General features: G+C 71.7%; 25 protein-coding genes. 13 read left to right on the top strand and 12 right to left on the bottom strand.

Features of this window, described 5'->3' with window-relative positions:
- Positions 1-118 precede the first annotated feature (118 nt).
- Positions 119-2,563, bottom strand: a complete 2,445-nt coding sequence (locus ACFE7W_RS05285) for a UvrD-helicase domain-containing protein (protein WP_375424209.1) — start codon at positions 2,561-2,563, stop codon at positions 119-121.
- Positions 2,564-2,759: 196 nt separating this feature from the next.
- Between ACFE7W_RS05285 and ACFE7W_RS05280 the strand changes: the two genes are divergently transcribed.
- Complete coding sequence (locus tag ACFE7W_RS05280) at positions 2,760-3,989, top strand: phosphatidylserine/phosphatidylglycerophosphate/cardiolipin synthase family protein (protein ID WP_375423741.1); 1,230 nt, start codon at positions 2,760-2,762, stop codon at positions 3,987-3,989.
- 153 nt (positions 3,990-4,142) lie between these two features.
- Here ACFE7W_RS05280 and ACFE7W_RS05275 read toward each other — a convergent pair whose 3' ends face one another.
- Positions 4,143-4,589, bottom strand: coding sequence for an RrF2 family transcriptional regulator (locus ACFE7W_RS05275; protein ID WP_375423740.1), 447 nt, complete (start codon positions 4,587-4,589; stop codon positions 4,143-4,145).
- Between the two features lie 70 nt (positions 4,590-4,659).
- A complete protein-coding gene (locus tag ACFE7W_RS05270) occupies positions 4,660-5,019 on the bottom strand; it encodes a hypothetical protein (protein ID WP_375423739.1) in 360 nt (119 codons plus the stop codon).
- A gap of 142 nt (positions 5,020-5,161) precedes the next feature.
- Here ACFE7W_RS05270 and ACFE7W_RS05265 point away from each other — a divergent pair, with 142 nt between their 5' ends.
- Entirely contained in the window at positions 5,162-5,434 is a 273-nt protein-coding gene (locus tag ACFE7W_RS05265) for a GlsB/YeaQ/YmgE family stress response membrane protein (protein ID WP_375423738.1), read from the top strand.
- 66 nt (positions 5,435-5,500) lie between these two features.
- On the opposite strand, the gene ACFE7W_RS05260 is transcribed toward ACFE7W_RS05265, so the two are convergent.
- Complete coding sequence (locus ACFE7W_RS05260) at positions 5,501-6,205, bottom strand: response regulator (RefSeq protein WP_375423737.1); 705 nt, start codon at positions 6,203-6,205, stop codon at positions 5,501-5,503.
- On the bottom strand, positions 6,202-7,581 hold the full coding sequence (locus ACFE7W_RS05255; protein ID WP_375423736.1) for a PspC domain-containing protein: 1,380 nt from the start codon (positions 7,579-7,581) through the stop codon (positions 6,202-6,204). Before ACFE7W_RS05255 ends, ACFE7W_RS05260 begins: the two co-directional genes overlap by 4 nt.
- 130 nt (positions 7,582-7,711) lie before the next feature.
- On the opposite strand from ACFE7W_RS05255, the gene ACFE7W_RS05250 reads away from it, so the two are divergent.
- From ACFE7W_RS05250 to ACFE7W_RS05215, 8 genes are all read left to right on the top strand, one after another.
- Positions 7,712-9,067, top strand: a complete 1,356-nt coding sequence (locus ACFE7W_RS05250) for a PspC domain-containing protein (protein ID WP_375423735.1) — start codon at positions 7,712-7,714, stop codon at positions 9,065-9,067.
- Positions 9,064-9,267 carry a hypothetical protein gene (locus ACFE7W_RS05245; protein WP_375423734.1) on the top strand — a complete coding sequence of 68 codons (204 nt, stop codon included), beginning with the start codon at positions 9,064-9,066 and terminating at the stop codon, positions 9,265-9,267. Before ACFE7W_RS05250 ends, ACFE7W_RS05245 begins: the two co-directional genes overlap by 4 nt.
- 70 nt (positions 9,268-9,337) lie before the next feature.
- On the top strand, positions 9,338-9,859 hold the full coding sequence (locus tag ACFE7W_RS05240) for a PspC domain-containing protein (RefSeq protein ID WP_375423733.1): 522 nt from the start codon (positions 9,338-9,340) through the stop codon (positions 9,857-9,859).
- Positions 9,860-9,927: 68 nt separating this feature from the next.
- On the top strand, positions 9,928-10,830 hold the full coding sequence (locus ACFE7W_RS05235; RefSeq protein ID WP_375423732.1) for a LysR family transcriptional regulator: 903 nt from the start codon (positions 9,928-9,930) through the stop codon (positions 10,828-10,830).
- A gap of 137 nt (positions 10,831-10,967) precedes the next feature.
- Positions 10,968-11,480 carry a flavin reductase family protein gene (locus ACFE7W_RS05230; protein ID WP_375423731.1) on the top strand — a complete coding sequence of 171 codons (513 nt, stop codon included), beginning with the start codon at positions 10,968-10,970 and terminating at the stop codon, positions 11,478-11,480.
- A gap of 73 nt (positions 11,481-11,553) precedes the next feature.
- Positions 11,554-12,708, top strand: coding sequence for an LLM class flavin-dependent oxidoreductase (locus tag ACFE7W_RS05225; protein ID WP_375423730.1), 1,155 nt, complete (start codon positions 11,554-11,556; stop codon positions 12,706-12,708).
- Positions 12,708-13,742: an amidohydrolase family protein gene (locus ACFE7W_RS05220; RefSeq protein ID WP_375423729.1), complete on the top strand. Its 1,035-nt coding sequence runs from the start codon at positions 12,708-12,710 to the stop codon at positions 13,740-13,742. Before ACFE7W_RS05225 ends, ACFE7W_RS05220 begins: the two co-directional genes overlap by 1 nt.
- Before the next feature lie 28 nt (positions 13,743-13,770).
- Positions 13,771-15,078 (top strand): MFS transporter, encoded by a 1,308-nt coding sequence (locus tag ACFE7W_RS05215; RefSeq protein ID WP_375423728.1) that lies wholly within the window; start codon positions 13,771-13,773, stop codon positions 15,076-15,078.
- A gap of 89 nt (positions 15,079-15,167) precedes the next feature.
- Here the strand turns inward: ACFE7W_RS05215 and ACFE7W_RS05210 are convergent, their stop codons facing one another.
- Together ACFE7W_RS05210 and ACFE7W_RS05205 are read right to left on the bottom strand one after the other, a co-directional pair.
- A complete protein-coding gene (locus tag ACFE7W_RS05210; protein WP_375423727.1) occupies positions 15,168-15,575 on the bottom strand; it encodes a hypothetical protein in 408 nt (135 codons plus the stop codon).
- Positions 15,576-15,724: 149 nt separating this feature from the next.
- Entirely contained in the window at positions 15,725-17,344 is a 1,620-nt protein-coding gene (locus ACFE7W_RS05205; RefSeq protein WP_375423726.1) for an FAD-binding oxidoreductase, read from the bottom strand.
- 117 nt (positions 17,345-17,461) lie between these two features.
- On the opposite strand from ACFE7W_RS05205, the gene ACFE7W_RS05200 reads away from it, so the two are divergent.
- Complete coding sequence (locus ACFE7W_RS05200; protein ID WP_375423725.1) at positions 17,462-18,388, top strand: LysR family transcriptional regulator; 927 nt, start codon at positions 17,462-17,464, stop codon at positions 18,386-18,388.
- Here the strand turns inward: ACFE7W_RS05200 and ACFE7W_RS05195 are convergent.
- Both ACFE7W_RS05195 and guaA read right to left on the bottom strand, forming a co-directional pair.
- Complete coding sequence (locus ACFE7W_RS05195) at positions 18,378-19,142, bottom strand: YaaA family protein (protein WP_375423724.1); 765 nt, start codon at positions 19,140-19,142, stop codon at positions 18,378-18,380. The genes ACFE7W_RS05200 and ACFE7W_RS05195 overlap by 11 nt on opposite strands.
- A gap of 90 nt (positions 19,143-19,232) precedes the next feature.
- Positions 19,233-20,795 carry a glutamine-hydrolyzing GMP synthase gene (gene guaA / locus ACFE7W_RS05190; protein ID WP_375424208.1) on the bottom strand — a complete coding sequence of 521 codons (1,563 nt, stop codon included), beginning with the start codon at positions 20,793-20,795 and terminating at the stop codon, positions 19,233-19,235.
- Between the two features lie 71 nt (positions 20,796-20,866).
- Between guaA and ACFE7W_RS05185 the strand changes: the two genes are divergently transcribed.
- Together ACFE7W_RS05185 and ACFE7W_RS05180 are read left to right on the top strand one after the other, a co-directional pair.
- Positions 20,867-22,054 (top strand): zinc-dependent alcohol dehydrogenase, encoded by a 1,188-nt coding sequence (locus tag ACFE7W_RS05185; protein WP_375423723.1) that lies wholly within the window; start codon positions 20,867-20,869, stop codon positions 22,052-22,054.
- A 28-nt stretch (positions 22,055-22,082) separates the two neighbouring features.
- Complete coding sequence (locus tag ACFE7W_RS05180) at positions 22,083-22,964, top strand: Rieske 2Fe-2S domain-containing protein (protein WP_375423722.1); 882 nt, start codon at positions 22,083-22,085, stop codon at positions 22,962-22,964.
- 43 nt (positions 22,965-23,007) lie between these two features.
- On the opposite strand, the gene ACFE7W_RS05175 is transcribed toward ACFE7W_RS05180, so the two are convergent.
- From ACFE7W_RS05175 to ACFE7W_RS05165, 3 genes are all read right to left on the bottom strand, one after another.
- Positions 23,008-24,855 (bottom strand): alpha/beta fold hydrolase, encoded by a 1,848-nt coding sequence (locus ACFE7W_RS05175; RefSeq protein WP_375423721.1) that lies wholly within the window; start codon positions 24,853-24,855, stop codon positions 23,008-23,010.
- 84 nt (positions 24,856-24,939) lie between these two features.
- Positions 24,940-25,263 (bottom strand): chorismate mutase, encoded by a 324-nt coding sequence (locus ACFE7W_RS05170; protein ID WP_375424207.1) that lies wholly within the window; start codon positions 25,261-25,263, stop codon positions 24,940-24,942.
- A 38-nt stretch (positions 25,264-25,301) separates the two neighbouring features.
- The gene (locus ACFE7W_RS05165; protein ID WP_375423720.1) at positions 25,302-26,294 is read right to left on the bottom strand and encodes a phosphotransferase; all 993 of its coding nucleotides are present in this window, start codon (positions 26,292-26,294) and stop codon (positions 25,302-25,304) included.
- Positions 26,295-26,337 lie beyond the last annotated feature (43 nt).

Below are 26,337 nucleotides of genomic sequence, written 5' to 3'. Positions count from 1 at the left end.
CTACGCGCTCCGACACGCCGTCCCTTGGGGTGTGCCGTGAGCCTGGGGGGTGTGAAGTGACCGCCTGGTTTGAGGCGGGGGAACGACTGGGGCCGGAGTCGGGGCGGGCCCGGACGGGCTAGAGCTTCTCCAGCGGGGCGTGGCGCAGCGAGAGCCGCTTGAGCCCGGCGGAGCCGAAGTCGACGTCGGCCTTCGCGTCGTCGCCGGCACCCGAGGTGGCCACCACCGATCCGAGGCCGAAGGTCGAGTGCAGCACCCGGTCCCCCGCCGTCAGCACCGGCACCTTCCGACCGATGGGCTTCCCGGCCCCGTAGCCGACGGTGTTTCGCCAGCTCGTGTTCGAGCGCGACGTGGCCGAGGTGTTCCGCCACGAGGTGACGGCCCGCTCGGTCCGACGCCAGTCCAGCAGCCGGTCCGGGATCTCGGTCAGGAAGCGGCTGGGCGGGTTGTGCTGCGGGGTCCCCCACGCCGCACGGACGACAGCACGGGAGACGTAGAGCCGCTTCCGCGCCCGGGTGATCCCGACGTACGCGAGCCGGCGCTCCTCGGCCAGCTCGGCCGGGTCGGACAGCGCCCGCTGGTGCGGAAAGACCCCGTCCTCGCAGCCGGTCAGGAAGACGGTGTCGAACTCGAGCCCCTTGGCCGTGTGCAACGTCATCAGGGTCACCACCCCCGCGTTCTCGGCGTCGGGTGAGGACGGGATCTGGTCGGAGTCGGCCACCAGGGCCACCCGCTCCAGGAACGCGCCGAGCGAGGCGTCCACCTCGGCCGCGCCGGCGGCCAGGTCCTGCTCCGGATCCAGCGCAACCGCCAGCGGGTCGACGCCTCGCAGCACCCCGAACTCGTCCACCCCGTCCGGCGCCTGCCCGTCCTCGGGAGCGTCGACGTCGCCGTAGTCCGCCGCGGCCAGCACGGCCACCCCGCTGACGAACTCCCGCGCCACGGTGACGAGCTCGATCAGGTTCTCGAGCCGGGTCTGGTCCTGCGGGTCGGCCGAGCCCTGCAGCTCGGCGAGGTATCCCGACTGCTCCAGGACGCTGGTCAGGACGGCGTCGGCGGGCGCCCCCTCGGCGACCATCGCCTCGTGGGAGTCCATCAGGTCCGCGAAGCCCCGGAGCTGGTTCGCGGAGCGGGTGGCGAGACCCTGGATGTCGTCGACGCGGCGCAGCGCCTCGCCGAAGCTGATCCGCATCCGGGCCGCGTGGTCAGCCACCGCCCCCTCGGCCCGGTCTCCGATCCCCCGCTTGGGCACGTTGAGGATCCGCCGCACGGACACGTCGTCGGCGCGGTTGCTGATGGCTCGCAGGTAGGCGATCGCGTCGCGCACCTCGCGGCGCTCGTAGAAGCGCACGCCGCCCACCACCTTGTACGGCAGGCCGACGCGGATGAAGACCTCCTCGAACGTCCGCGACTGGGCGTTGGTGCGGTAGAACACCGCGGCGTCGCCGTAGCGGCTCTCGCCCGCGTCGCTGAGCCGGTCGATCTCGCCGGCCACGAACTGGGCCTCGTCGTGCTCGGTGTCGGCCACGTAGCCGACCACCGGGGCGCCGTCGCCGGCGTCGGACCACAGGTTCTTGGGCTTGCGGCCCGCATTCTGGGTGATCACCGCGTTGGCCGCGCTGAGGATCGTCTGGGTGGAGCGGTAGTTCTGTTCGAGCATGATCGTCCGGGCGCCCGGGAAGTCGGACTCGAAGTCGTTGATGTTGCGGATCGTCGCTCCGCGGAAGGCGTAGATCGACTGGTCGGAGTCCCCCACCACCATCAGCTCCGGCGGCTCGGCGGCGACGGTCTCCGGCCCGGGCTCGATGTCGGCGGAACACAGCTCGCGGATCAGCACGTACTGCGCGTGGTTGGTGTCCTGGTACTCATCGACCAGCACATGCCGGAAGCGGCGACGGTACTGCTCGCGCAGGTCGGGGAACGCCTGCAGCAGGTGCACGGCGGTCATGATCAGGTCGTCGAAATCGAGCGCGTCCGCCGCCACCAGGCGCCGCTGGTACTCCCCGTACGCCTCGGCGTAGGACTGCTCGACACTGCCCTCGCTGACCCGGGCCCGCGCCGTCTCGTGATCGACCAGCTCGTTCTTGCAGTTCGACACCCAGTTCATGATCATCCGGACCGGGAATCGCTTGGGGTCGAGCTCGAGGTCGTTGGCGACCAGCTGCATCAGCCGCTTGGAGTCGGCGTCGTCGTAGATCGAGAAGTTGCGGGCCAGCCCGAAGCGGCCGATCTCGGACCGCAGGATCCGCACGCAGGCCGAGTGGAAGGTCGAGACCCACATCAGCTTGGCCCGGTTGCCGACCAGCTCGATGACCCGGCCCCGCATCTCGGCCGCCGCCTTGTTGGTGAAGGTGATGGCCAGGACCGAGCCCGGGTGGACCTTCCGCTCACCGACCAGGTACGCGATCCGCCGCGTCAGCACCCTCGTCTTGCCCGAACCCGCTCCGGCGACCACCAGGACGGGAGCGCCCTCATGGGTCACGGCCTCGCGCTGCTGAGGGTTGAGACCCTCCAGCAGGGCCTCCGCGCTGAGCCGGGAGGCCGCCTTGCGGGATCGCGGCATCGCTCGTTCTCCGAACAGGTCGGGTACCTCGCCGAACAGGTCGCCGGTCGGACCGGGGACGTCGAACGAGGGCTGGGGCAGGCTCGTCATGTCGGGACAACCCTAGACGTCAGGACTGACAACGACCCTGTGCCTCGCCTTCTGGAGCGGCCCCGGATCGCCGGCGGCCCTCGGACGGCAGGGTTAGGTTAGAGCCATGTGGTGGAGGAGGTCCCGGGTGCGCCGGGTGCTGCGACAGGTCCTGCTGGTGGTGGCGTCGGTGCAGGGCGCGACCCTGCTGGCGCTCGCCGTGGTGGACCACCGCCGCAAGAAGGTCCGCAAGCCTGTCGTCTTTCCCCGCGTGGCCCCGCGCTCGGTCACCGCCGGCAGCTCCGAGGTGACGGTCTACACCTACGGCGAGGACCTCTACCGCGACATGCTCGGCGCCATCCGGCAGGCGCGAACCAAGATCTTCTTCGAGACGTTCATCTGGAAGTCCGACCCGGTCGGCCAGGAGTTCAAGGACGCCCTGATCGCCGCGGCCGAACGCGGGGTCAAGGTGTACGTGATCTTCGACGAGTTCGCCAACCTCGTCGTGCCGCGCCGCTTCTACCGCTTCCCGCCGAGCATCTCGGTCCGGCGGCACCCCATTGCGCGGCTGTGGCCGGGTCTGCGCAACTCCGGCCGCGACCACCGCAAGCTGATGGTGGTCGATGAGTCCGTCGCCTTTCTCGGCGGCTACAACATCGGCAGCCTGTACGCGACCGACTGGCGCGACACCCACGCCCGGCTCACCGGCGACATCGTCTGGGACGCCGAGAACGCGTTCATCGACTTCTGGAACCTCAACCGGGGTCGCCGTCGACCCGCCCTGCCCGACGTCGGCGGCCTGACCTGGCAGCCCGACATGCGAATCCACCGCAACATCCCGCGCAACCTCGTCTACCCGATCCGCAGCGTCTACCTCGACGCGTTCGAGCGGGCCTCCCACCACATCTACCTGACCCACGCCTACCTGATCCCCGACTCCGACATCCTCGACAGCCTGATCCGGGCCGCGCGGCGCGGCGTCGACGTGCGCATCATCGTGCCGGCCGAGTCCAACCACATCGTGGCCGACTGGCTGTCCCGAGGGTTCTACGGCCAGCTGCTGCGGGCCGGGATCCGGCTGTTCCTCTACCAGGGCGCCATGGTGCACGCGAAGACCGCGACGATCGACGGGCAGTGGTCGACGATCGGCACGGCCAACCTCGACCGACTGAGCCTGTCGGGCAACTACGAGATCAACATGGAGGTCTACAACGCCGACGTCGCCCGACAGATGGAGGAGATCTTCCGCCTCGACTCCTCCAACACCGTCGAGCTGACCCTCCCCGCCTGGTCCCGCCGGCACGCCATGGTGAAGTTCTCCGAGACGGTGCTGACGCCGTTTCGGCCGTTACTTTGAGGCTCGCTCCGCTCGCCTCGCGAATCCTGCTCTAGCCCGCCTACTTCGTCGTCTCGGATGAACGAAGAGCGTGTTCATCCGCTCCTCCTCAGTACGGCGGCGCAGGTTTCGGTGCGGATCGGGCACACGCGCTGTGGTGGGGTCCCGTCAGCACTACTTCCAGGCGGCGGGGTTGGCCACCAGGTCGACCACTGGTGCCGGCAGCTTCCCGGCGGCGACGTCGGCGAGGCTGACGCCTTCCAGGATCAGTCGCTCCGAGGCGCGGAGAGCGATCCAGACCTCCTGCAGGGAGGCGGCGGCGCCGACGTACTCCAGGTGCTCGGGACGGCTGCCTCGGACGTTGGCCAGCTCACCGTCCAGGGCACGGATCACGTCGGCGATGCTGATCTCGGCGGCCCGACGGGCAAGGCGGTAGCCGCCGTCGGGGCCACGCTGGCTACGCAGCAGGCCGCCCCGCCGCAGCTCGCCCAGGATGCTCTCCAGGTACTTGTTCGGTATCCGCTGGGCTCCTGAGAGCTGCTCGACGGTCCGGGGTGCGTCAGCGGCGGCGAGCTCCGACATCGCGCGCAGGGCGTAGTCGACTCGAGCGCTCAGTCTCACCCGCGACCCCTGGCCATCTCGTCCTCTTCTCCGCTCACATTCTCCGATCACCCTGCCGGACTCTCGAACCCTACTGCCCCGGCGGGGACGGCCAGAGGACGGCGAGTGCGGCCGCCACGAGCGTGAGCAGGGTGATCAGGGCGCACAGGCCCCGCGGCACGGAGAGGAAGCGCCGGTTGCGGACCAGCAGCAGCACCACGAAGAGGGTGATGACTCCTTTGAGGACGAGCGGCCACCACGACACCGTTCCGGAGCCGGTCACCTCGAGGACGACGAGCACCACCCCGGTGACGAGCTCGATCAGGCCGCCCCAGAGCATCACGCCGCTGACCTCGGGCTCAGCCGCGCGCAGCTGGGAGAGGACCCCGCCGAGCAGAGCTGCGAAACCGACGAGGTGCACCAGTACGACGAGCTCGTACGCCAGGTGCACGAGGCGAGCGTAGACGAGCCCCCCAGACCTCACCGGATGCCGCTCCGGTCGTCAGGACAAACCCTGAAATGCCGGAACTGTACCCCTGAGCCACCCCGCGCCCTGCCTGATCAGGGGTGAGGTACGGCGTAACCTACTCGCCATGGGAACAATCATCGGTTACATCGTCATCGGCCTCATCGGAGGTGCGATCGCCAAGGCGATCCTCCCCGGTCGTCAGGGTGGCGGCTGGCTTGCCACCATCGTCCTCGGCATCGTGGGCGCGCTCCTGGGAGGATTCCTCGGCGGGCTCATCTTCAACATCCATTACAACAAGATCTTCAGCCCGTCGGGTCTGATCACCGCGATTGTCGGGGCGATCATCGTCTTGTTGATCTACGGCTTCGTCCAGCGTCGGTCCGGTGCCCGCGCCTGACTCCAGCACCGCACGAAGCCCGGTCGACCCTCGTGGTCGGCCGGGCTTCGTTCGTTCCCGGGCTGGTCAGACCAGGCGGCGGTCGGTGGCCCAGCGGGTGAGCTGGTGCCGGTTGGAGAGCTGAAGCTTGCGCAGCACGCTGCTGACGTGGGTCTCGACGGTCTTGATCGAGATGAACAGCTCGCGCGCCACCTCCTTGTACGCGTAGCCGCGGGCGATCAGCCGCAGCACCTCGCGCTCGCGGGTGGAGAGCCGGTCGAGGTCCTCGTCCACCGTGGCCAGGTCGATCGCACCCGAGAAGGCGTCCAGCACAAAGCCGGCCAGCCGCGGGGAGAAGACCGCGTCCCCCTCGGCCACCCGGCGGATCGCGTCGATCAGCTCACGGCCGTCGATCGACTTGGTCACGTAGCCGCGGGCGCCGGCGCGGATCACCCCGATCACGTCCTCGGCCGCGTCGGAGACGCTGAGGGCGAGGAACTTCTGGTCGGGGACGGTCTGGTGGACCCGGCGCAGCACCTCGATGCCGCCGCCTCCGGGCAGGTGCACGTCCAGCAGCACCACGTCGGGGCGGGTGGCCGTGACGGCGGCCACGGCGGAGTCGACGTCGGAGCCCTCACCCACCACCCGGACCGCCTGCCCGATCTCGGCCTTGACGCCGGTACGGAACATCGCGTGGTCGTCGACCACGACCACCCGGTAGGGGCCGGTCCGCTCGGGCGGCGGGGTCAGGGCCGCCGGGGGCTGGCCGGAGGGGGTTGTCGGGTCGGTCATGATCGGATCTCCAGTCGTACTTCGGTGCCGTCCCCGGGTCGGGAACGGATCGTCGCCGTGCCGTGGTGGCGCGTCATGCGGTCGATGATGCTGCCCTTGACGCCCATCCGGTCCTCACCGATGGCGTCCGGGTCGAAGCCGCGCCCCCGGTCGCGGACGAAGACCTCGACCCCGTCCTCACCCACCTCGGCGTAGACGTCGATCTTGTCCGCTCCGGAGTGCTTGGCCGCGTTCACCATCGCCTCACGGGCCGCCTGCGCCAGCGCCTGGACGGCCTCCGACGGATCGGCGTCGCCGACCACGACCAGCTCGACCGGTACCGCCCGCTCGTCCTCGACCTCCGCAGCGGCCGCGGTGAGCGCAGCCTTGAGGGTGGTGCCTGCGAGCTCCTCGCCGTAGAGCCAGGTGCGCAGCTCGCGCTCCTGCCGGCGAGCCAGCTGCGAGACGGCCCTGGGGTCCTCGGACTGCCGTTGGATCAGAGCCAGGGTCTGCAGCACCGAGTCGTGCAGGTGGGCGGCCATGTCCGCGCGGGCGTCGGCGCGGACCTTCTCCGACCGGGCCGTCTGCAGGGCCGTGCGGGAGCGGTGCAGCCACGGCGCCACCACGATGCCCACGCCGGCAAGAGCGAGGGTGGTCATGGCCAGCACCTGCGGCAGCTGGTCGAGGTTCCCCTGCTGGGCGACCACCAGGCCGAACGCGGCCCCGACCAGACCCAGCCCGATCACCACCCGGACCAGGGCCGGCCACCCGCCGCGGGCCACGAACGGAGCCAGCCAGACCCGGCCACCGGCGTCGGCCTGCCAGCGCTTCTGCTGGACCGTGTCGGCCTGCCGCCAGACCAGGGCGGCCCCGGCGCAGGCGAAGGCGATGGGCCAGAACAGCCGGGCGCTGACGCCGTGGCCCGTGGTCTGCACCAGCCAGATCAGTCCGGCCCCCAGCGCCGTCAGCGCCGCGATCATGCCCCAGTCGACCCGGCGTCGTACCGGGGAGCGGTCCCGGAGCCCAGCCCGGCTCGCCGACTCCAGCCCGGGTGCGGCGACCGAGGCCTGCGCCGGCATCAACAGCCACAGGGCGCCGTAGGCGAGGACGCCGATGAACTGGAAGATCATCAGGGCCACGAAGCCGATTCGGATCGCCATCACCGGCCAGCCGAGGTGCCGCGCCAGACCGGTGCAGACGCCCCCCAGCACCGCCCCTTCGGACACCCTGGTGGCGCGGGGGCGGCTGGGAGCGGGCTCGGGGCCCTCAACGGAAGCCGGGGCCGTGGGGGGAAGGAGTGCGGAGGGAGGTGTCGCAGGAGGCAGTGTCGTGGAGAGGACAGGCGGCAGGGTGGGACCGGGCGCGGGTGCCACGCGGCTGCCGTCGGTGGTGGACATCGTGAACCAAGAGTTCCACGGCCTGGCGGTCCTGGCCACCAGGGACGACCCGGACCCTCCCCTCACAGGCAGGGCCGGTTGGGGGTCGTCCCCGATGGTGCCTAGCTCCACGGCCGCCGAGGATGGGCCCATGAGCTCGATCTGGAACGTCCGCCGCAGCGCGACCGACACCAAGGTGGCGGGACTCTGCGGCGGCGTGGCCGAGCACTGGGACGTCGACCCCGTGCTCGTGCGCGTCGGTTGGGTGCTGCTCGCACTGAGCGGTGGCGTCGGCGTCGTGCTCTACCTCTTCGGCTGGCTGCTGATCCCGGTCACGGGCCAGAGCCGGGCTCCGCTGGACGACCTGTTCGGGTCCGGTGCCCGCCGGTGGCCGAGGCGGGTCTGGGTGGTCCTGGTGGTCGCGGCCTGCGTCGCCGTCTTCTCCACCTTCGGGGCGCTGAGTCCCTTCGGCGTCGGGCCGGCGGTGATCCTGGCCGGCATCTGGTACTTCGGGTTCTACCGGACGCGTCGACCGCAGCCCGGGACGGCGCCCTCCGCCCCCGACCCCCTGCCGCGGTCCGTCTCGGCCACTGCGTTCCCCACCCCTTTCAGCGAGGCCGCCGAGTCCTGGCGTCTCCGGATCGAGGAGCACACCCGGCAGCACGGAGCCCCCGTCCCGGCTGCCCCGGCGACCAGCGCCTCCACCACCTGGCCGGTGCTGCCCACCCCGGCGCCGACGCCGGTCCAAGCCCCCGCCCCGGTTCCCGAACCAGACCCCGAGCTCGCAGCTCGAGCCGCCTTCCTGGCCGCACCCGACCCGGTCGGCCTCTACGCTCCCCGCGACGCCGAGGACCCAGCATCCGCGGGCGCGGTCGCCGCCCGACCCCCTCGGGGCGGCGACCGGCTCGCGGCTCGCCGACTGCGGCTGAGCGCGCTGGCCGTCCTCGGTCTCGTGCTGGCGGGTCTCGGCTTCGCCGACCAGTCCGGCGTGAGCATCACCCCGGCCGTCTACGCCGCCTCTGCCCTGCTGGTCGTCGGTCTCACCCTGGTCGCGGCGACCTGGCTGGGACGGGCCCGCGGGCTGCTGCCCCTCGGGCTGCTGCTGGTACCGGTCGTCGTGGCCACCACGGTGCTCGGCCCCGTCACCCACCTGGACCACTGGACCCAGACGAAGCGGTCTTACGTCAGCGTCGCCGAGCTGCCCGCGGCCGGCGACGATCTGCAGTCCGGGCAGCTGGTCGTGGACCTCAGCACGCTGACGAGCGCGGCCGACGCGAGCTACGCGGCCCACGTCGGCACCGGTCAGCTGGTCGTCGTCGCCCCCGTGGGCGGCAACGTCGTCGTCGACTACCAGGTGGGCGTGGGTGCGGTGCAGCTCGGCGGCGAGCAGGTCGAAGGCGGGTCGCACCTCACCGGGAGCCGACCCGCCGGCACCGCCGTGCCGGGAGCCCGGACCCTGACCCTCCACCTCTCGGTCGACCGCGGCCAGCTCGAGGTCCGTCGATGAGCCCCCCACCGCCCACCCCACGGGCCAAGCTGGACGTGGTCGCCCTGGTCTTCGGCCTCGTCCTGACCGGCACCGCCGCAGCCGCGCTCTGGCTGTCCGTGGTCGGGTCCCTGGACTGGTCACTGCTGAAGACGCTGGCGCCACTCGCGCTGGTGGCCGTCGGCGTGATCGGCCTGGCCCTGTCCCGCCGCTCGCCGTGACCGCCCCCCCGTACTCGAGGACCACACCGTGAACCTGCCTGACCCCACCGCCCTGAGAGGACACCGACCCATGAGCACCTACTCCCCACCTCCCCGCAGGCTCGAGCGCAGCACCAGCGACCGCGTGATCGCCGGCGTCTGCGGCGGCGTGGCCCGCTACCTGAAGATCGACGCCACGGTGGTGCGGGTGCTGGTCGCGGTCCTGACGGTCCTCACCGGCGGCACGCCGGTGCTGCTCTACCTGATCGCGTACTTCCTGATGCCCGAGGACCGCCGGTCCGGGGCAGAGGGCTTCCCGAGCCCTGCACCTCCGCCGCCCACCCCCGGCCCGGCTCCCCGCCCGTCCGCCGGCCACGACCCGATCTGGGGCCGCGAGGGCGCACCCTGGGAGCAGCCTCAGGCCAGCGGGCCGCCCAGCCCGCCCGCTCCTCCCACCCCGCCCACGCCCCCGGGGCCCGCTGACCTGACGGACCTGCTCGCGGACCCCACAGACCCGGTGGACCCCACAGACCCGGTAGACCCCACAGACCCGATAGATCCGGTAGACCCCGCCGACCCGGTGGATCCCGCCGACCCGGCCGACCGACGCTGACTGCGGACGCGGCGAACCTTCGCCGCCGGTGCGCCTGACGGCCCACCGGCGGCGGGCAGGATGATGGCGTGGCCAACCTCGATCTCAACCTCTTGACGACGCTTCACGCGGTCCTGCAAGAGCGCAGCGTCACCCGGGCGGCGCACCGGCTCGGACTCACCCAGCCGACGGTTTCGGGCACCCTCGCCCGGCTGCGACGGCACTTCAACGACGAGCTGCTCTACCGGTCGGGCAACGCCTACCAGCTGACGACTCTGGGAATGCACCTCGCGGAACGGACGGGCCTGGCTCTGGACGAGGTGCACCGGGTGCTCGTGGCGCAGCCGCTGGCCGAGCCGGCCAGCTCAACCCGTGAGTTCGTCGTGGTCACCTCCGACTACGGTGCCGCGGTGGTCGGCCCGGCTCTCTCCGCTGACCTGCTGTGGCGAGCGCCGCATGCCAGCCTGCACCTGCGTCAGATCAGCCCGGGACCCTTCGCCACCGACCTTGACCGGCTCCGCGCGGTTGACGGCGTCCTGATGCCCCATGGCTGGTTCCACGACGCACCTCACCTCGACGTGTTCCGCGACCGCTGGGTCTGTCTGGTCGACGGCAGGAACCGCACGGTGGGCGAGGAACTGACCGTCGAGGACCTCGATCGGTTGCCGTGGGCGTCTCTCTCCGTCGATCTCGGCACTGATCCGATGGGGATGCGCAGTCTGGTCGAGGCCGGGGTCAACCCCAGGGTCCAGACCGTCGTGAACTCCTTCCTCGCGCTGCCGCTGCTGGTCCCGGGCACAGATCGGATCGCCATGGTGCCGGAGCGGGTCGCCCGGGCGATGCCGGCCTCCGGTCTGCGGGTGCTGGAGTGCCCGGTGTCCACGGGACCCCTGGTGGTCGCGTTGTGGTGGCACCCGCAGCTCGAGCGCGACGCGGAGCACATCTGGTTGCGTGAGCGGATCGCGGCCGTGGGAGCTTCCCTCGAGCCATAGGCGGGACCGATGACGACCATCGGCAATGGCGTCTTCCCCGATGGCGGCGGTGGGTGTGACCGTGGTGATGTCACCGGACGACCTGTCCCGGTGGGTCACCCGGGCGGCTCCCGCCCACCGGTCAGCGGAGGCGAGCAGTGGCGACAGCAGCGACCCGGCCAGTTGATCCCGATCGGCACCGGTCCCTGCGCGCCGCGTGCGGCCGGTTCGCCACCGGCGTCGTGATCGTCGCCGCGACGACCCCGGACGGACCAGCCGGGATGGCGGTCAACTCGTTCTCCTCGATCTCGCTCGATCCGCCCCTGCTCGGTTTCGGAGCGGCGCGCACCAGCACGACGTGGCCCCGGCTGCGAGGGGTGGGCGGCTTCGCGGTGAGCGTGCTCGCGGCCGCGCACGGGCCGCTGTGCCGACGCTTCGCCCAGCCGGGCACCGACCGCTTCAGCGGCCGCGAGTGGACCCTCAGCCCAGCCGGTCACCCGGTGCTGCCGGACGGGCTGGGGTGGTTCGACTGCACCATCGCCGACCTCCACCCCGTCGGCGACCACGAGCTGGTGATCGCTGCCGTCACGGCCTGGAGCGCGTCGCAGGGTGGCACCCCGCTCGTGTTCCACGGAGGCACCTTCCTCGACCTGGTCGCCGGTGCCGCATGACCACCGGCATCCCGACCTCTTGTCATCGCAGACCGCGACGGCTGAACCGAGCCACCAAGCACGAGGAGAGCTGATGCACCTGTCGGTGTTCCTGGGCCCGATCTCCACCCGAGCTGCAGACGACCCAGCGGTCGTGGACCTGTGCCTGACCCAAGCCGTCGAGGTCGCGCGGGCCGGCGCGGCGATGGTGACCTTCGGCGAGCAGCACTACTCGGGCTACGAGCCCTACTGCAACCCGTTCCTCGCCGCCGCCCGCGTGGCGGGCGACCTCGGCGAGACCTGGGTGGGCACGACGATCGTGCCGCTGACCTTCCACAACCCGCTGCGGCTGGCCGAGGACAGCTCGGTCACCGACCTGCTGCTCCGCGGCCGGTTCGTGATGGGCATGTCGATGGGCCGCGGGGGCCCGGTACCGGACTACCGCAACCACGGTCTTCAGCCTTCGCAGCGCACGGAGGCCTTCGCGAGCCGGCTGGAGGTGCTCACCTCGGCGCTCGCCCACGAGCCCGGAGACCCTGAGCTCGTGGTGGACACCCCCTTCGACAAGGGGGTGCTGACCGGACGGCTGGCGCCGGCCTCCTGGCGGGCGGGCGGGCCCCAGCTGGCGATCGGCACGAACACCCCGGCCACCATTCACCAAGCCGCCGAGCGGGGCTGGCCGCTGTTTCTGGGGCCGTGCCTGCTGGCCCACGCCGCCCGGGACCTCGCCACGCACCGGCAGCGGATGGCCGACTCCGGATTCGGTGCCGCCCACGTCGAGAGCGCGGCCCGGTTGTCCCTGGTGACGCGCAACGTCGTCGTCGCCGACACCGACGACGAAGCGTGGGAGCTGGCGGAGCGGACGATGGGCCGGGCCTTCTGGATGGACCGCAGCCTTGACTCCCGCACGATGCGGCAGATGGCTGAGGAGGACCTCTCGGCGGTCGACCCCGAGCGGCTGGGCCTGCCGGTCCCGGGGCCCAAGAAGGACCCCTTCATCGCGAATTCGATCTTCGCGCAGTCCTGGCTCTTCGTCGGCGCGCCGGACACCGTCGCCCGCCAGCTCAAGGAGTACGAGGCGGCGGGCATCGAACACGTCAACGTCCGCACGACGGTCGGGATGTATGACCCCGAGCTGATGACCCGCATGCACCGGCTCCTCGTTGACGAGGTGTTCCCGCAGGTGGGCGTCCGTCCCTTTCCTGCGCTCACCACCGACGAGGTGCGCCCGGCCTACCGGAGCGCCTGATGACCGACCAGAACACCCCGGAACCGGAAGGCAGCACCGTGCGTATCGACGTCCACGCCCACTACTGGGCCCAGAGCTACCTGGACCTGCTGATCGACCTCGGCCGGACCGACCTGAAACGCTTCCCAGGCCAGCCCGACGACCTCGCCGACCGGCTCGCGGTGATGGACTCCGTGGACGTCGACTACCAGGTCTTCTCCGCGGTCGGGCTCAACACGGTGCTGGACGACCCTGCTGACGCCGTCACGGCCGCCCAGTTCATCAACGGCCTCTACAGCGACGCCTGCGCACGCTTCGACGGCCGGTTCCGTGGCTTCGCCACCGTTCCCCTGCCCCACCTCGACGAGGCGATCGCCGAAACCGAGCGGGCCCTCGCCGACCCGGCCATCGTCGGGGTCGGTCTGCCGTGCTCGATCTCCGGCGTCCCCATCGACGACCCCTCGTTCGAGCCCTTCTGGGCCAACCTCGCCCGCCACGGTGCCACCACCGTCTACATCCATCCGGTGGGAACCGACTCCGAGATCCATCCCGGGCTCGGCGACTGGAACCTCAGCATGGCCTACGGCAGCCCGCTGCAGATCGCCCTGGCCCCGACCCGGATCCTCTTCTCCGGTCTGTCCACCCGCTATCCCGACCTGCAGTTCGTCTTCGCGCTGGGCGGGGGGATCCTCCCGTTCCTGTGGCCGCGCCAGGAACGAGCCATCGGCCGCAGCATGGCCATGGCGCGCGCCGACGGCCGGCCGCACTACCTGGACGGCCTGGTGAGCGATCAGGAGCATCCGCTGGACGGGTTGAGGCGGTTCTGGTTCGACTGCAGCACCCAGGACCTGCCGTTGACGCTCGCCGCCGTCCGCGACACGTACGGCGCCGACCGCCTCGTGCTGGGCAGCGACGAGACCCACGCCTCGCTCGTCGAGGCCGTCGCCTACCTGCAGGACTCGGAGTACCTCACCGATGACGAGAGGGAGGCGGCCTTGGACCGCAACGCGCAGAGCTTCCTGCACCTGCCCGTCCGCACGCCTGTCCCCGTCTGACCCAACCACCCCGGAACCGGAGCCATCGATGTCCACCGAGTCCCTTCCCGTCGTACCCGATGCCGAGGCCGAGGCCCCCGCCGGGCGCTTCGGCGTCAAGGTGTCGCTGCTGGTACTGATCCTGATCGCCAACGGCGCCGTGTGGGCGGAGTTCTTCCCGCCCATCATCACCTTGCTCCCCCTGCGGGTGCGCGCCCTGCGACCGGATGACTACACCACGGCCCTGTCGATCATCCTGACGGTCAGTGCGGTCATCGGACTGCTCGCCGCGCCCCTTGCTGGAGCACTCTCGGACCGCTCGCGGGCGCGCTTCGGACGGCGGCGGACCTGGCTGGTCGTCTTCGTGCTGGTCGGCAGTGTCGGGAACCTCATCATGGGCGGCGCCGGGAACAGGGCCGTCTTGATCGTCGGCGCCTCGATCGGGCAGATCGGTTTCGGGGCGACGTCGGCGATCCTCTTCGCCCTCATTCCCGAGCACGTCCACCCCAGCGGCCGGGGCCGGGTCGGTGGTCTGCTGGGCATCGGGATGGCGGTCGCCACCGTCGTCGGGATCTCGGTCAGCGCCGCGCTGGCCTCGAGCCCCGCCACCGCCTGGGCCGTGCTGTCGGCGATCGGCACGGTCGGTGTGCTGCTGCTAGCCGCCAAGCTCCCGGACTCGCCCTCCACCGGGACGGGGCGGCCACCGTTCTCCTTGGTCTCCCTGGCCCAGACGTACTGGCTCAGCCCACGCCGCTACCCCGACTTCGGCTGGGCGTGGGTCAGCCGGTTCGGTCTGTACCTGGCCTTCGCCAGCGTGATCACCTACCAGGTGTTCTACCTGACCGACCAGATCGGTGTCGGATCCCCGGAAGACGCCGTCCGGGCCGCCGGTGTGGGGACGGCCGTCCAGACGATCTTCACCGTGCTCGGGGCCGGCGGCGGAGGTTGGCTCTCCGATCGCGTCGGGCGGCGCAAGCCCTTCGTGATCTGTGCCGCCTCGATCGGCGCGGTCGCCCTGCTCTGCTACACCTTCGCCACCGCCCTACCGCTGTACCTGGTCGGCACCGCACTCACGGGCCTCGCCATCGGCTGCTACGCGTCGGTCGACGACGCCCTGGTGACCGCCCTGCTGCCGAACGGCGCCTCGGACGCCGGCAAGCACCTGGCCGTGATCAACATCGCGAACAACCTGCCCAACACCGTGGCTCCGGCGGTGGCGCCGCTGCTGCTGTCGGTGTCCTTGTTCACGGTGGTGGAGAACGCGTCAGGGCGCAACTACACCACGCTCTTCCTGGGTAGCGCTGTCTTCGCCTTGATCAGCGCCCTGACCCTGCTCAAGGTGCGGAGCGTGCGCTGACCTCGCGGGTCTCCGCGCACGGCCCGCAGACGACGACGGCACCCCCGCAGCGGGGGTGCCGTCGTCGTCTGGGTCCAGACCGAGCGAGGTCAGGCCTCCGCCGGCTTGTCGACGTAGGTGATGGTGTCGATCACCGCGGTGTCGAAGAACTCCCAGCGGTTGGGCGGCATCATGGCGCCGACGTGCAGCAACTTGTCCTCGAGGTCGATGGTCAGCGCCACGTGGATGGCGGCCTGCTTGACGATCCAGTGCACCAGCACGAGACCGGGCTTGAGCTCACGCACCCGGTAGGCGAGGCTGGGTGCCTGGGAGCCCGGCGGCAGGCCCTCGGGCCGGGGGACGTCCGGCATCGCGAACGTGACGTGGTGGGTGTGGTCGAAGCTCAGCTGGTAGTGCCGCCCGCCCGAGTAGGTGTAGTCCAGCACCACGCCATGCATGATGTCGGTGTCGGGCCCACTGACCTGGTCGGGCTCGGGCGTCATCGGCATGGGCGGCACGCCGTTGGGGCTAGGCCCGAAGTCGTGCTCTGCGCTCGTCGGTGAGGGTGTCGTCACAGGATCTCCTGAGAGTGGTGGGATAGCCGTCCTGACCACGATCGCAGTCGCCCGCCCATCGGGGAATCCAGCGTTTCCGATGCCCGGTATCGTCACGGCCGATGAAGCGGCTGCTCACCGACCTCGGCCGTCCGGTCCGGGTGCCGGGACGGCCAGATCCCCTGCTTGCCGGGCGAGAGGATGCCGATGGGGTCGACCGCGTCCTTGATCCGCTGCTGGAGCCGCCGGGCCGCGTGGTCGCCCCAGCCGTACTGCTCGGCAATCAGGTCCATGAAGGCGACGTGGGCGCGGTAGGGCGCATAGCCCTGCGCCGCTGCGTCCGCGACCAGGCGTGGGAACACCTCCTGGACCGAGGCCCGCCGCTCCGGGTCGGCCCGGTCGAAGCTGAGCAGGGCGAGGGTGACGGCATGCCGCCCGAAGAGGGTCAACCCACCGACGTGGTCGAACCCGTACTCGTTCACGCGTCGGCGGATCAGGCGCATCTGGGCCAGGGCGTCGGCGCCGTTCGGCGGGCAGACCAGGGAGAAGTCGATGTGCGCGGGGTCGCCACCGGCCCAGCCGGCCATCCGCACCATGTCCGTGCTCGGCACCCCGAGCAGGGTCCGGTCGGCCGGGTGCAGGTCATCGGTCGGCGACCCGGGGTAGCTGCGCACGCCCACCTCCGCGCCGGGGATGCGCTCGCAGGCGCGGCGGACGAGCTTCGCCTGGGCGGCGACCACCTCCTCGTTACCGTAGAGGCCGACCCGTCCGTTCCACCGGCCGACCCCGAAGACGGCCTGCAGCTTCGCCACCACCGGTTCGGGCATGGCTCCCGGGCCGTCGTACCACTGCTGCCGCTCGGTGATCGCCGACGCCAGGGCGAGGACGCTGCCGATGGACGCGGTGCTGCGGATCGTGCCGTCCAGCAGGAACGGACGCAGGGTGTCGACCAGCGGGCCCAGGTCGTCGAAGCCCGGCACGGCCACGCTCATCATCAGCGCCGTCTCCGGTGCCGGGTGCAGCCAGATGCCCATCGAGGTGACGACGCCGTAGTTGGACTGCAGGAAGAGTCCGTCGAGGGAGGGCCCGAAGCCGCCCTTGTAGAGGCTCCAGGCCCGGTTGCCCGCCATGGCCCCCATCCCGGTGCGCAGCAGCGACCCGTCGGCGAGCACGACCTCCAGCCCGCACATGTGCGCGGAGTGGTCGCCGCCGACGGTGTAGCCGAACCCCCGCTCCAGGGCGTTGCCGAGCACGCTGCCCCAGCTCAGCTCGGGGACCGACATCCACAGCGACGAGCCGAGCGTGCGCAGGTGGGCGTGCAGGTCGGCGAAGCTGACGCCCGGCTCGACCCGGGCGTACCCGGCCTCCTCATCGACCTCGAGCACGCGGTTCATCCGGCTCAGGTCGAGCACGACCGAGCCGGGAACCCGCGGCGAAGCACCGCCGTAGGCGAGGTTGCGGCCACGGGAGACGGTCCACAGCGGTACCGACCGCTCGGCGGCGACCCGCACGACGGCCTGCACCTCCTCGACCGAGCCCGGACGCACCACCCCACCGGGCACCGAGCCCACGCCGTCCCCGAACGCGTACGGGTCCGTGTAGTCACCCGCCGCCTCGGCCCGGCGGACGTGGGCCTCGCCCACCACCGCGGCGAACCGGGTCAGCGCCTCCGCGAGGGTGGCGGCCGACGTGCCGGGCGGCAGGACGGCAGGGACGTCGAGCGACGTGGTCATGGTGGTCCTCCTCGGTGAGACCACTCCACGATGCGGGAGCCGAAGGCCATCAGCAATGCCGAGTCACGCATACCCTTCATCAGGAATCGCCATGACCGGGACCGATGGGAGGCTGCCGTGCGCAACCTGGACCTGAACCTGCTCGTAGCCCTCGACGCGCTGCTGACCGAACGCAGCGTGACCCGCGCCGCGGAGCGTCTCGGCCTGTCCCAGCCGACACTCTCGGTCGCCCTGGGGCGGCTGCGCCGGCACTTCGGTGACCCGCTGCTGGAACGGGTGGGCCACGGTTACCGGCTCACGCCCCTGGCGCTCCAGCTCGCCGACCGGTCGGCGCCGACCCTGGACAGCGTGCAGCGGCTCTTCGCCCTGGAACCGGCCTTCGACCCGGCGACCTCGACGCGGGAGTTCGTGCTGCTCTGCTCCGACTACGCGGCCGCCCTCGTCGGGCCCCTGCTGGTCGCCGCCTTGACGGAGCGGGCTCCGGGGGTCACGCTCAACCTGCGCCACGAGCATCCTGGCCGGGTGATCGACGACGAGAGCCTGCTGCGTTCGGTGGACGGGATCGTCATGCCCCACGGCTTCGTCCAGTCCCCGCACCACCTCGACGTCTACCGCGACCGCTGGGTCTGCCTCGTGTCGCGCACCAACGTCGACGTGGGCGACGAGCTCGGCCCGGCCGACCTCAGCCGGCTGGAGTGGGTGTTCGCGTTCAGCTCCATGTCGACCCGCGTGCCTCCGGTCAGCGTGCTCGCCCAGGCGGGGGTGCAGATCCGGGCCAGGATCGCGGTCAACACCTTCCTGCAGATCCCGCTGCACATCGCCGGCAGCGACCGGGTCGCGCTGGTGCCCGGCCGGGTGCCCCGGCTCGTCCCCCACCCGGACGTGCGGGTGCTCGAGTGCTCGCCCGACCCGGGGCCGCTGATCGAGGCGTTCTGGTGGCACCGAGACGTCGACCGGGACACCGGCCACATCTGGTTCCGGGAGCTGCTGGCCACCGTGACCGAGCCGCTCCGGGTCGGCGCCGATGGCCGGCTCAACCGATGACGTCGAGGCGGAAGCCGCGGCGGCCGAGGTCGACGAGCTCGCAGCGGTAGGTGCCGCCGACCGCCGCGGCCACCTGGCGCGGCGTCGCCAGGCGCTCGGGCCACTCCAGCAACAACCGCGCGACCAGTCCGCGGGTGTGCTTGGCCAGGTGCGACACCACGGTCAACCCGCCCGGACCCTGCGTCAGCACCCGAACACCGACCAGTCGCCGGGCCGCGTCCCCGGCGGGCAGCCAGGCGGCGGCGTAGGCGGCGGAGCGGCAGTCGACCACCACCCCGTCGCCGGCCAGGGAGGCCATCGGTCCCGCCAGCACCGGACGCCAGACGGCGGCCAGCGGTCCGAGCCCGGGCAGGCTCGTCGCCATCGAGAGCCGGTACGGGGCGACCCGGTCGCCTGGCCCGACCGGACCCCAGAGAGCGGACTGCACCCGCAACGACCGGTTGGCCCGCCGCTTGGCGCCCGCGGAGAGGGAGCCGTAGTCGAGAGCGTCGTAGAGGACGCCGGTGTAGACGCTGGCGGCGGCCAACCCAGCCGAGGTGGGCAGGGCCAGGTTCTGCCGCACCTCGGGCAGCAGGCCGGCGCCCACCCCGAGCAGCTGGAGCGCGTCCGGTCGGCCGCTGACCTCCCTCAGGGCCGCACGGACCGCGAGCCGCGTCGGCGTCAGCTCCGGGAAGGGCAGCGCATCGAGGTCCACCGGGCGGCCGCGACGTCGAGGGGCCGCCTTGCCCTCCGACGGCGGCAGCAGGATCAGCATGGGTGAGGAAGCGGACCGGGTAGACCTGAGCCGCGACTACCCGGCTCAGGTCTACCCGGTCCGGCGGTCCCGACTACTCCCACTCGCCTGCTACTCCCATTCGATGGTCCCCGGCGGCTTGCTCGTGATGTCGAGCACCACCCGGTTGACCTCGCGCACCTCGTTGGTGATCCGGGTGCTGATCCGTTCCAGCACCTCGTACGGCAGCCGGCTCCAGTCCGCGGTCATCGCGTCCTCGCTGGACACCGGTCGCAGTACCACCGGGTGGCCGTAGGTCCGGCCGTCACCCTGCACGCCGACCGAGCGGACGTCGGCCAGCAGCACCACCGGGAACTGCCAGACGTCGCGGTCCAGGCCGGCGGCGCTCAGCTCGTCCCGGGCGACCGCGTCCGCCTGGCGGAGGATCTCCAGGCGGCCCCGGGTGACGTCGCCGATGATCCGGATGCCCAGGCCCGGACCCGGGAACGGGTGCCGCCAGACGATCTCGGCGGGCAGCCCGAGCTGGCTGCCGACCGCCCGCACCTCGTCCTTGAACAGGGCCCGCAACGGCTCGACCAGGGAGAACTGCAGGTCGTCCGGCAACCCACCGACGTTGTGGTGGCTCTTGATGTTGGCCGCACCCTCGCCGCCGCCGGACTCGACCACGTCGGGGTAGAGCGTCCCCTGCACGAGGAACTCGACGTCCCGCTCGTCGCGCGTGATCTGGCGGGCCGCGGCCTCGAAGCTGCGGATGAACTCACGACCGATGATCTTGCGCTTGGTCTCGGGGTCGCTCACCCCGGCCAGGGCGTCCAGGAACTGGTCGGCGGCGTCCACGACCACCAGGTCGACGCCCGTGGCGGCGACGAAGTCCCGCTTGACCTGCTCGGACTCGCCCGAGCGCAACAGGCCGTGGTCGACGAAGACGCACGTCAGCTGGTCCCCGACCGCGCGCTGCACCAGCGCCGCAGCCACGGCGGAGTCGACGCCACCGGAGAGACCACAGATCACCTGGGCGTCACCCACCTGCTCCCGGACGGCGGCGACCGAGTCCTCGACGATGTTGGCCGCGGTCCAGTCGGGCGTGCAGCCGGCGATCTCGAAGAGGAACCGTTCCAGCACCTTCTGGCCGGCCTGGCTGTGCAGCACCTCGGGGTGCCACTGCACGCCCGCGAAACCGCGGCCGGCGTCCTCGAAGGCGGCGACGGGCGCGCCCGCACTGCTGGCCAGCGCGGTGAACCCGGCCGGGACGGCCGCCACCGAGTCACCGTGGCTCATCCAGACCCGCAGCGACTCCGGCAGGTCCGCCAGCAGCGTGCCCGGCGTCTCGATCGTGGCCTCGGTCCGGCCGAACTCGCTCAGCCCCGTCCGGGCGACGTCGCCGCCCAGCGCGGAGGCCATGGCCTGGAAGCCGTAGCAGATGCCGAAGGTCGCCACGCCGGCGTCGAAGAGGGCCGGGTCGACCTGGGGGGCGCCGGGCGCGTAGACCGACTGCGGGCCGCCCGAGAGGATGATGGCCTTCGGCTTGCGGGCGGCGATCTCGGCCACCGACGCGGTGTGCGGCATCACCTCGGAGTAGACGCAGGCTTCCCGTACGCGGCGGGCGATCAGCTGCGCGTACTGCGCCCCGAAGTCGAGCACGATCACCAGGTCGTGGTCCTGCGGCTGGCTCAGCACCCCCGAAGTCTAAGGGGCCGCCCGCCGCTCCTCGTTTTGTGTCGGCGGCAGTGGATAACGTCCAGGACATGAGAGCAGTCACCTGGCAGGACCGTCGCAAGGTCACCGTCGAGACCGTCCCCGACCCGGTCATCACCGAACCCACCGACGCCATCATCAAGGTCACGAGCACCAACATCTGCGGCTCCGACCTGCACCTGTACGAGGTGTTGGGCGCGTTCATGGATCCGGGCGACATCCTGGGACACGAGCCGATGGGCATCGTCGAGGAGGTCGGCAGCGGCGTCACCAACCTCTCCCCCGGTGACCGGGTGGTCATCCCGTTCCAGATCGCCTGCGGGCACTGCTACATGTGCGACCTCAGCCTCTACACCCAGTGCGAGACCACCCAGGTCCGCGAACAGGGCTCGGGCGCCGCGCTCTTCGGCTACTCCAAGCTGTACGGCCAGGTGCCCGGCGGGCAGGCGGAGTACCTGCGGGTGCCGCACGCCGACTTCACTCATATCTTGGTGGCGGAGGGGCCGCCGGACGACCGCTTCGTCTACCTCTCCGACGTGCTGCCGACGGCCTGGCAGGCCGTGACCTACGCCGACGCCCCGGCCGACGGCACGCTCGTCGTGCTCGGTCTCGGCCCGATCGGGGACATGTCGGCCCGGATCGCGCAGCACAACTGCCCCGACCGCCGGGTGATCGCCGTCGACCTGGTGCCAGAGCGAATCGCCCGGGCCCGGGCGCGCGGTATCGAGGTCGTCGACCTGAGCGAGGCCGGCGACGACCTCGGCGACGTGATCCGCGAGATGACCGGCGGCCGCGGGGCCGACTCGGTGGTCGACGCGGTCGGGATGGAGGCGCACGGCTCGCCCGGGGCCTCGCTGGTGCAGCGCTTCGCCGCCCACCTGCCCGACGCCGTCACCCAGCCGCTGCTCAAGACGGCCGGGGTCGACCGACTGGCCGCGGTCTACTCCGCGATCGACATCGTCCGTCGCGGCGGCACGGTCTCCCTCAGCGGCGTCTACGGCGGGATGGCCGACCCGATGCCGATGCTGGTGATGTTCGACAAGCAGATCCAGTTCCGGATGGGCCAGGCCAACGTCAAGCGCTGGGCCGACGACATCCTTCCGCTGCTGAGCGACGACGACCCGCTGGGCGTCGACACCTTCGCCACCCACCGGGTCCCGCTGGAGGAGGCGCCGCACATGTATGAGATCTTCCAGAAGAAGCAGGACGGCGCGATCAAGATCGTCCTCAAGCCGTAGTTCGTCCCGGAGCCCTAGGGAGCCTCTCGTGCTGAACAAGCTGATGGACCTGGCCACGTCGAGCGTCGAGAAGGCCTCCTTCCTCGATGCCCCGGCCGCAAAGCTCGCGGCGCTGGTCGCCCCGGTCGTGCAGCGACCGGCCCTGCGGCACGTGGCCAGCGGGACCCCGATCGGGCACCCGCTGCACCCGCTGCTGGTGGCGTTCCCGATCGGGGCCTGGTCGTCGGCGCTGGCTTTCGACGCCCTCGGCGACGATGACGCGGCCAGCACGTTGGTCGCGCTCGGGGTGGTCACCGCCCTGCCCACCATGTACACGGGCCTGAGCGACTGGTCCTACACCGAGGGTGCGGAGAAGCGGGTCGGCTTCCTGCACGCCACCTTCAACACCCTGGCCCTGTCGGCCTACGTCGCCAGCTGGGTGGCCCGCCGTCGCGGGCGTCGTGGGCTCGGGGTGCTGCTCTCGCTGGCTGGGATGGCTGGGGTGAGCGGTGGCGGCTGGCTCGGTGGCCACCTCGCGTACGCGCTGGGCGTGGGGGTCGACACCACCGCGTTCCAGCACAGCGAGTCGGAGTGGACCGACCTGGCCGACCCCGCCGAGGTCGTGGCGGGAGAGCTCACCGGCGCCGACCTCGACGGGGTGCCGCTGGTGCTGACCCGGCTGCCGGAGGGGATCGTGGCCTACGCCGACCGCTGCAGCCACCGCGGTGCCCCGATGCACGAGGGGACCATTCGCGACGGCTGCATGATCTGCCCCTGGCACGACAGCGCCTTCGACCTGCGCGACGGGTCGGTGGCCGAGGGCCCCGCCAGCCGCCCGCAGACCACGTTCGAGGTCCGGGTCGCCGACGGTCGGCTGCAGGCCCGGCGACTCGACGAGCGTTCGCTGCGGACCAACCCCGTCGGCCGGTAGGCCCCCGGCCTTCATCGCAGCCTCGTCGAGGCCTCCGACCGGCTCAGGGCGCGCGATGGGCCTGGGTCTCCTGGACGGCCACACGGCGCTGCAGCCGCTGCACGACCGGGTTGGTCGGGGACGCCGGCGGAGCAGCCCGTCCTGCCGCGGGCGAGCCCGGCGTGGTCACCGCGTTCAGGCGGTGGCCGTAGCCGTCCAGCGGCCCGCGGAACGGGTAGGCCTTGGCGTCGCCGGTCAGCCGGCTGGCGTGGCAGACGATGTCCGCGGCTGGCATCCGGCCGTCGAACAGGAACGCGTTGCCGATCCGTTCCACGCACGGTGAGACCCCGGTCAGGTAGAGCCCGTGCTGGCCCTCGTCGTCGACCGAGACCAGCCGGGTGTGCTTGGCCGTGGCCTGGTGCGCGGCAACCGCCCCCTCGTAGGCGGTGGCCGGGTCACCCTCGGACTGGAACATCAGTAGCCGGGGGGCGCCGGCGAGGTCGATCGTCCGCGTCGTCGCAGGGTAGGGCCAGTAGTTGCACTGGCCGACGGTGTCCCAGTAGCCGATGAAGGGGTACGAGCGGGTGTCGGCGTCGGCGCGCTTCAGCACCGGCGCGACGTCGTGGGCGTAGCCGCTGTCGTTGCAGCGCACCAGCTGGGATGAGTCGACGTCCTCGGTCGCGGCGGTCGTGTCGGTGGTGCCGGTCGCGTCGCGCCTGGATCCCGCGGCGACGCGGCGGGCGGCCAGCTCCGCGTAGTCGACCATCGTCTCCGCCGCCACGGGGAAGTCGGCGTCGCTGTAGAGGTGGCCGAGAAGCTCGGCGTCGAGGTCCATCGCGCTGGCCGGCGCCCGGCCGGCCCGGTAGGCGCGCAGCACGCCCGCCCGGATTACCTCGTAGCGGCGCTTGACCTGGGTCCGCGTGGTGCCGAGATGGTAGGTGCGGTTGTGTCGGGCGATCCACGGGAAGAGCATCCGGTCGCGGCGGCGCTGGAAGGAGAACGAGTCGCTGCGCTGGTTCGCATACATCGAGGAGGTCCAGTTCATGTTGGAGTCCAGGATGAAGCGGCCGGTGTGGGTGGGGTAGGAGTCGGCGTACCAGGCGCCGAGCCAGGTGCCGTAGGAGTAGCCGAGGTAGTTGAGCCGGTCGTAACTGGCCGCGGTCTTCGCCGCTCCTGACCGACCCGCCGCTGTCGCCGAGAGGGAGCGGTGCCGGCTCAGGTAGGTGCGCAGGAACTCGAGGTCGTCGACGGTCTGCTGGGTGCCGACGAACCGGTTGAGCTCGCGCGAGGCGCACGCCCTCGCCTGCAGCCGGGCCGTGGCCGTCTCCACCCGATGGGTCGCCGCGTTCCGGACCCGCAGGTCGGGGACGCTCGGCAGCGCCTCCCAGGCTCCGGCCGGGGCTGGACACCGGGCGAGCTCGCTGTGGCCGTAGCCGCGGGGGTCGAAGCCGAGCAGGTCGTAGTCGGCGAACAGGCGAGGCTGCGCGGTGGCGAACAGGGCTGGGTTGTCGAGCGCGCTCAGACCGGGACCGCCCGGGTTGAGGGTCAACAGGCCCTGGGAGTGGCCGGTTGCGTGGCTGAGCGCGATCGCCAACGAAATGTCGGGGTGCGCGTCAGGGTGACGCCAGTCCATCGGCACGAGGATCGTGGCACAGCTGGTCACGGGCGCCTGCGGGCTGATGCTGCGGACGTAGGAGCTGAAGTCGCACTCCTGCCAGTCCAGCGACTGTCGCAGGTACCGCGACGGAACCGCCAGCTCGGCCGCCGGGGTGTTCGCCGGCAGGTCCGTGACAGGGGCGTCGGCGGCGTCGGGCTGGGCCGCGGCGAGCCCGGTGCCCGTGGCTACGGTCAGCGGCAGAGCCAGGAAGAGGCCGAGCATGCCGACCAGCGCCCGGCGCGTGCGTGCGCCCATACGATCCCGCCCCACGAACTGCCGAGGCCGCCCGAGCTGGGCGGCTGCGCGAGAACCGTAGGCACGAACCAGGCCTGGTGCAAATCACCGGGTCCGGTCAGGCTCAGCTGCGGTCGGACCGTCGGCCGGACCGGCCAGCGCCTGGTGGTGGCGGACCACCTCGGCGACCACGAAGCCGAGGAACTTCTCGGCGAACTCGGGGTCGAGCTTGGCCTCCACGGCGAGTGAGCGCAGCCGGGCGATCTGCTGGGCCTCCCGCGCCGGGTCGGCCGGCGGCATCCCGTGCTTGGCCTTGAGCACCCCGACCTGCTGCGTGATCTTGAAGCGCTCGGCCAGCAGGTGCACCAGGGCAGCGTCCATGTTGTCGATGCTCATCCGCAGCCGCAGCAGCTCCGACCGGACGGCCACCTGCGTCCCCGCCTCAGTTCCCGCCTCGTCCACGCGCGTCAGCCTACGGCCAAGCCGTCGGCCAGCCGTCGAAGCCAGTGGGCGGTGCCGGCGCCCATCCCCCAGGCGAGGCCGGCCTGCGGCGTCCCCAGGGCGCGCCGCCAGCTGGCCGCCCGCACCAACGGTCCGGTCCGCAGGGCCAGCGCGACCTCCCGGTCGAGCTCAGCCGGCGACTCACCGCCCGTCCGCCACACCTCGAGGTAGGCGGCCCGGACCTGAGCCAGCTGCGGGTCCTCCGGCGCGAGACCCCACGCCGAGGCCAGGGCCCGCAGCGTGACCAGCAGGGTGCCGAAGGGGTGGCTGAGGCTCGCGTCGCCCCAGTCGATGACGACAGCCCGCGCGGGTTCGAGGTCCGGGGTGGACACGAAGACGTTGGCGTCGTGCAAGTCGTCGTGCTGCAGCGTGGCGGGCATGCCGTCGGCCAGCGCGGCCGCGGCTTCGCGGAGCTTGGGGCCACAGCCGCGGATCCGGGCCCGGTCCGCGTCGTCGAGGTCGGGCGCAAGAGCCGGCGCCAGCCAGTCCGGCTCGCTCAGCAGCTCCGCGAGCAACGTGGGCAGGGCCGTCGCGGAGGCGTCCGGCAGGCCGGTCCCGCGCAGCTGCTCCGCGGGAACGGCCCGCTGCAGCTCGGCGTAGCGGGCCAGCAGCACGCACCAGAAGTCGAGCGCCGCAACCGGGTCGGCGGCTCGTCGTACGGCTTCGTGCGCCGGCCGCCCGGCGTCAGCCACCAGTGACCAGGGCTGATCCGGGTGGACGCGGACCGCCGGGATCAGCGGGGAGCCGAGATCGGCGAGCAGCTGCAGCAGCCGCGGCTCGTAGCCCGTGGCGACGGAGTTGGCCTTCAGCCACCACCGCCCGGAGGGAGCCGTCACGGACCAGACCTCGGCCCAGGGCCGAGCCCGGAGCCAGGTCGAGACGGCACCGGGCAGCTCCTGCTGCGCCCAGCCCAGCGCGGTCGTCGCGTCCTCGACTTCTGGGGTAGCGCTGGTCCTCACGCCGCCTCCTCCTCGTTCCGACTCCCCCAACCCTGCGTCCGCA

This window comes from uncultured Friedmanniella sp. (assembly GCF_964244285.1).
In the GTDB taxonomy this organism is placed as follows: domain Bacteria; phylum Actinomycetota; class Actinomycetes; order Propionibacteriales; family Propionibacteriaceae; genus Microlunatus.
The sequence above is the reverse complement of the archived record's forward strand: the minus strand, read 5'-3'. Positions and strand labels throughout refer to the sequence as shown.

Excerpts from the sequence above, each read along its gene's own strand:
- ACFE7W_RS05285 (WP_375424209.1), bottom strand. The coding sequence starts at position 2,563 with ATGCCGCGATCCCGCAAGGCGGCCTCCCGGCTCAGCGCGGAGGCCCTG.
- ACFE7W_RS05280 (WP_375423741.1), top strand. The coding sequence starts at position 2,760 with ATGTGGTGGAGGAGGTCCCGGGTGCGCCGGGTGCTGCGACAGGTCCTG.
- ACFE7W_RS05265 (WP_375423738.1), top strand. The coding sequence starts at position 5,162 with ATGGGAACAATCATCGGTTACATCGTCATCGGCCTCATCGGAGGTGCG.
- ACFE7W_RS05260 (WP_375423737.1), bottom strand. The coding sequence starts at position 6,205 with ATGACCGACCCGACAACCCCCTCCGGCCAGCCCCCGGCGGCCCTGACC.
- ACFE7W_RS05255 (WP_375423736.1), bottom strand. The coding sequence starts at position 7,581 with ATGTCCACCACCGACGGCAGCCGCGTGGCACCCGCGCCCGGTCCCACC.
- ACFE7W_RS05250 (WP_375423735.1), top strand. The coding sequence starts at position 7,712 with ATGAGCTCGATCTGGAACGTCCGCCGCAGCGCGACCGACACCAAGGTG.
- ACFE7W_RS05245 (WP_375423734.1), top strand. The coding sequence starts at position 9,064 with ATGAGCCCCCCACCGCCCACCCCACGGGCCAAGCTGGACGTGGTCGCC.
- ACFE7W_RS05240 (WP_375423733.1), top strand. The coding sequence starts at position 9,338 with ATGAGCACCTACTCCCCACCTCCCCGCAGGCTCGAGCGCAGCACCAGC.
- ACFE7W_RS05225 (WP_375423730.1), top strand. The coding sequence starts at position 11,554 with ATGCACCTGTCGGTGTTCCTGGGCCCGATCTCCACCCGAGCTGCAGAC.
- ACFE7W_RS05220 (WP_375423729.1), top strand. The coding sequence starts at position 12,708 with ATGACCGACCAGAACACCCCGGAACCGGAAGGCAGCACCGTGCGTATC.
- ACFE7W_RS05215 (WP_375423728.1), top strand. The coding sequence starts at position 13,771 with ATGTCCACCGAGTCCCTTCCCGTCGTACCCGATGCCGAGGCCGAGGCC.
- ACFE7W_RS05205 (WP_375423726.1), bottom strand. The coding sequence starts at position 17,344 with ATGACCACGTCGCTCGACGTCCCTGCCGTCCTGCCGCCCGGCACGTCG.
- ACFE7W_RS05195 (WP_375423724.1), bottom strand. The coding sequence starts at position 19,142 with ATGCTGATCCTGCTGCCGCCGTCGGAGGGCAAGGCGGCCCCTCGACGT.
- ACFE7W_RS05185 (WP_375423723.1), top strand. The coding sequence starts at position 20,867 with ATGAGAGCAGTCACCTGGCAGGACCGTCGCAAGGTCACCGTCGAGACC.
- ACFE7W_RS05175 (WP_375423721.1), bottom strand. The coding sequence starts at position 24,855 with ATGGGCGCACGCACGCGCCGGGCGCTGGTCGGCATGCTCGGCCTCTTC.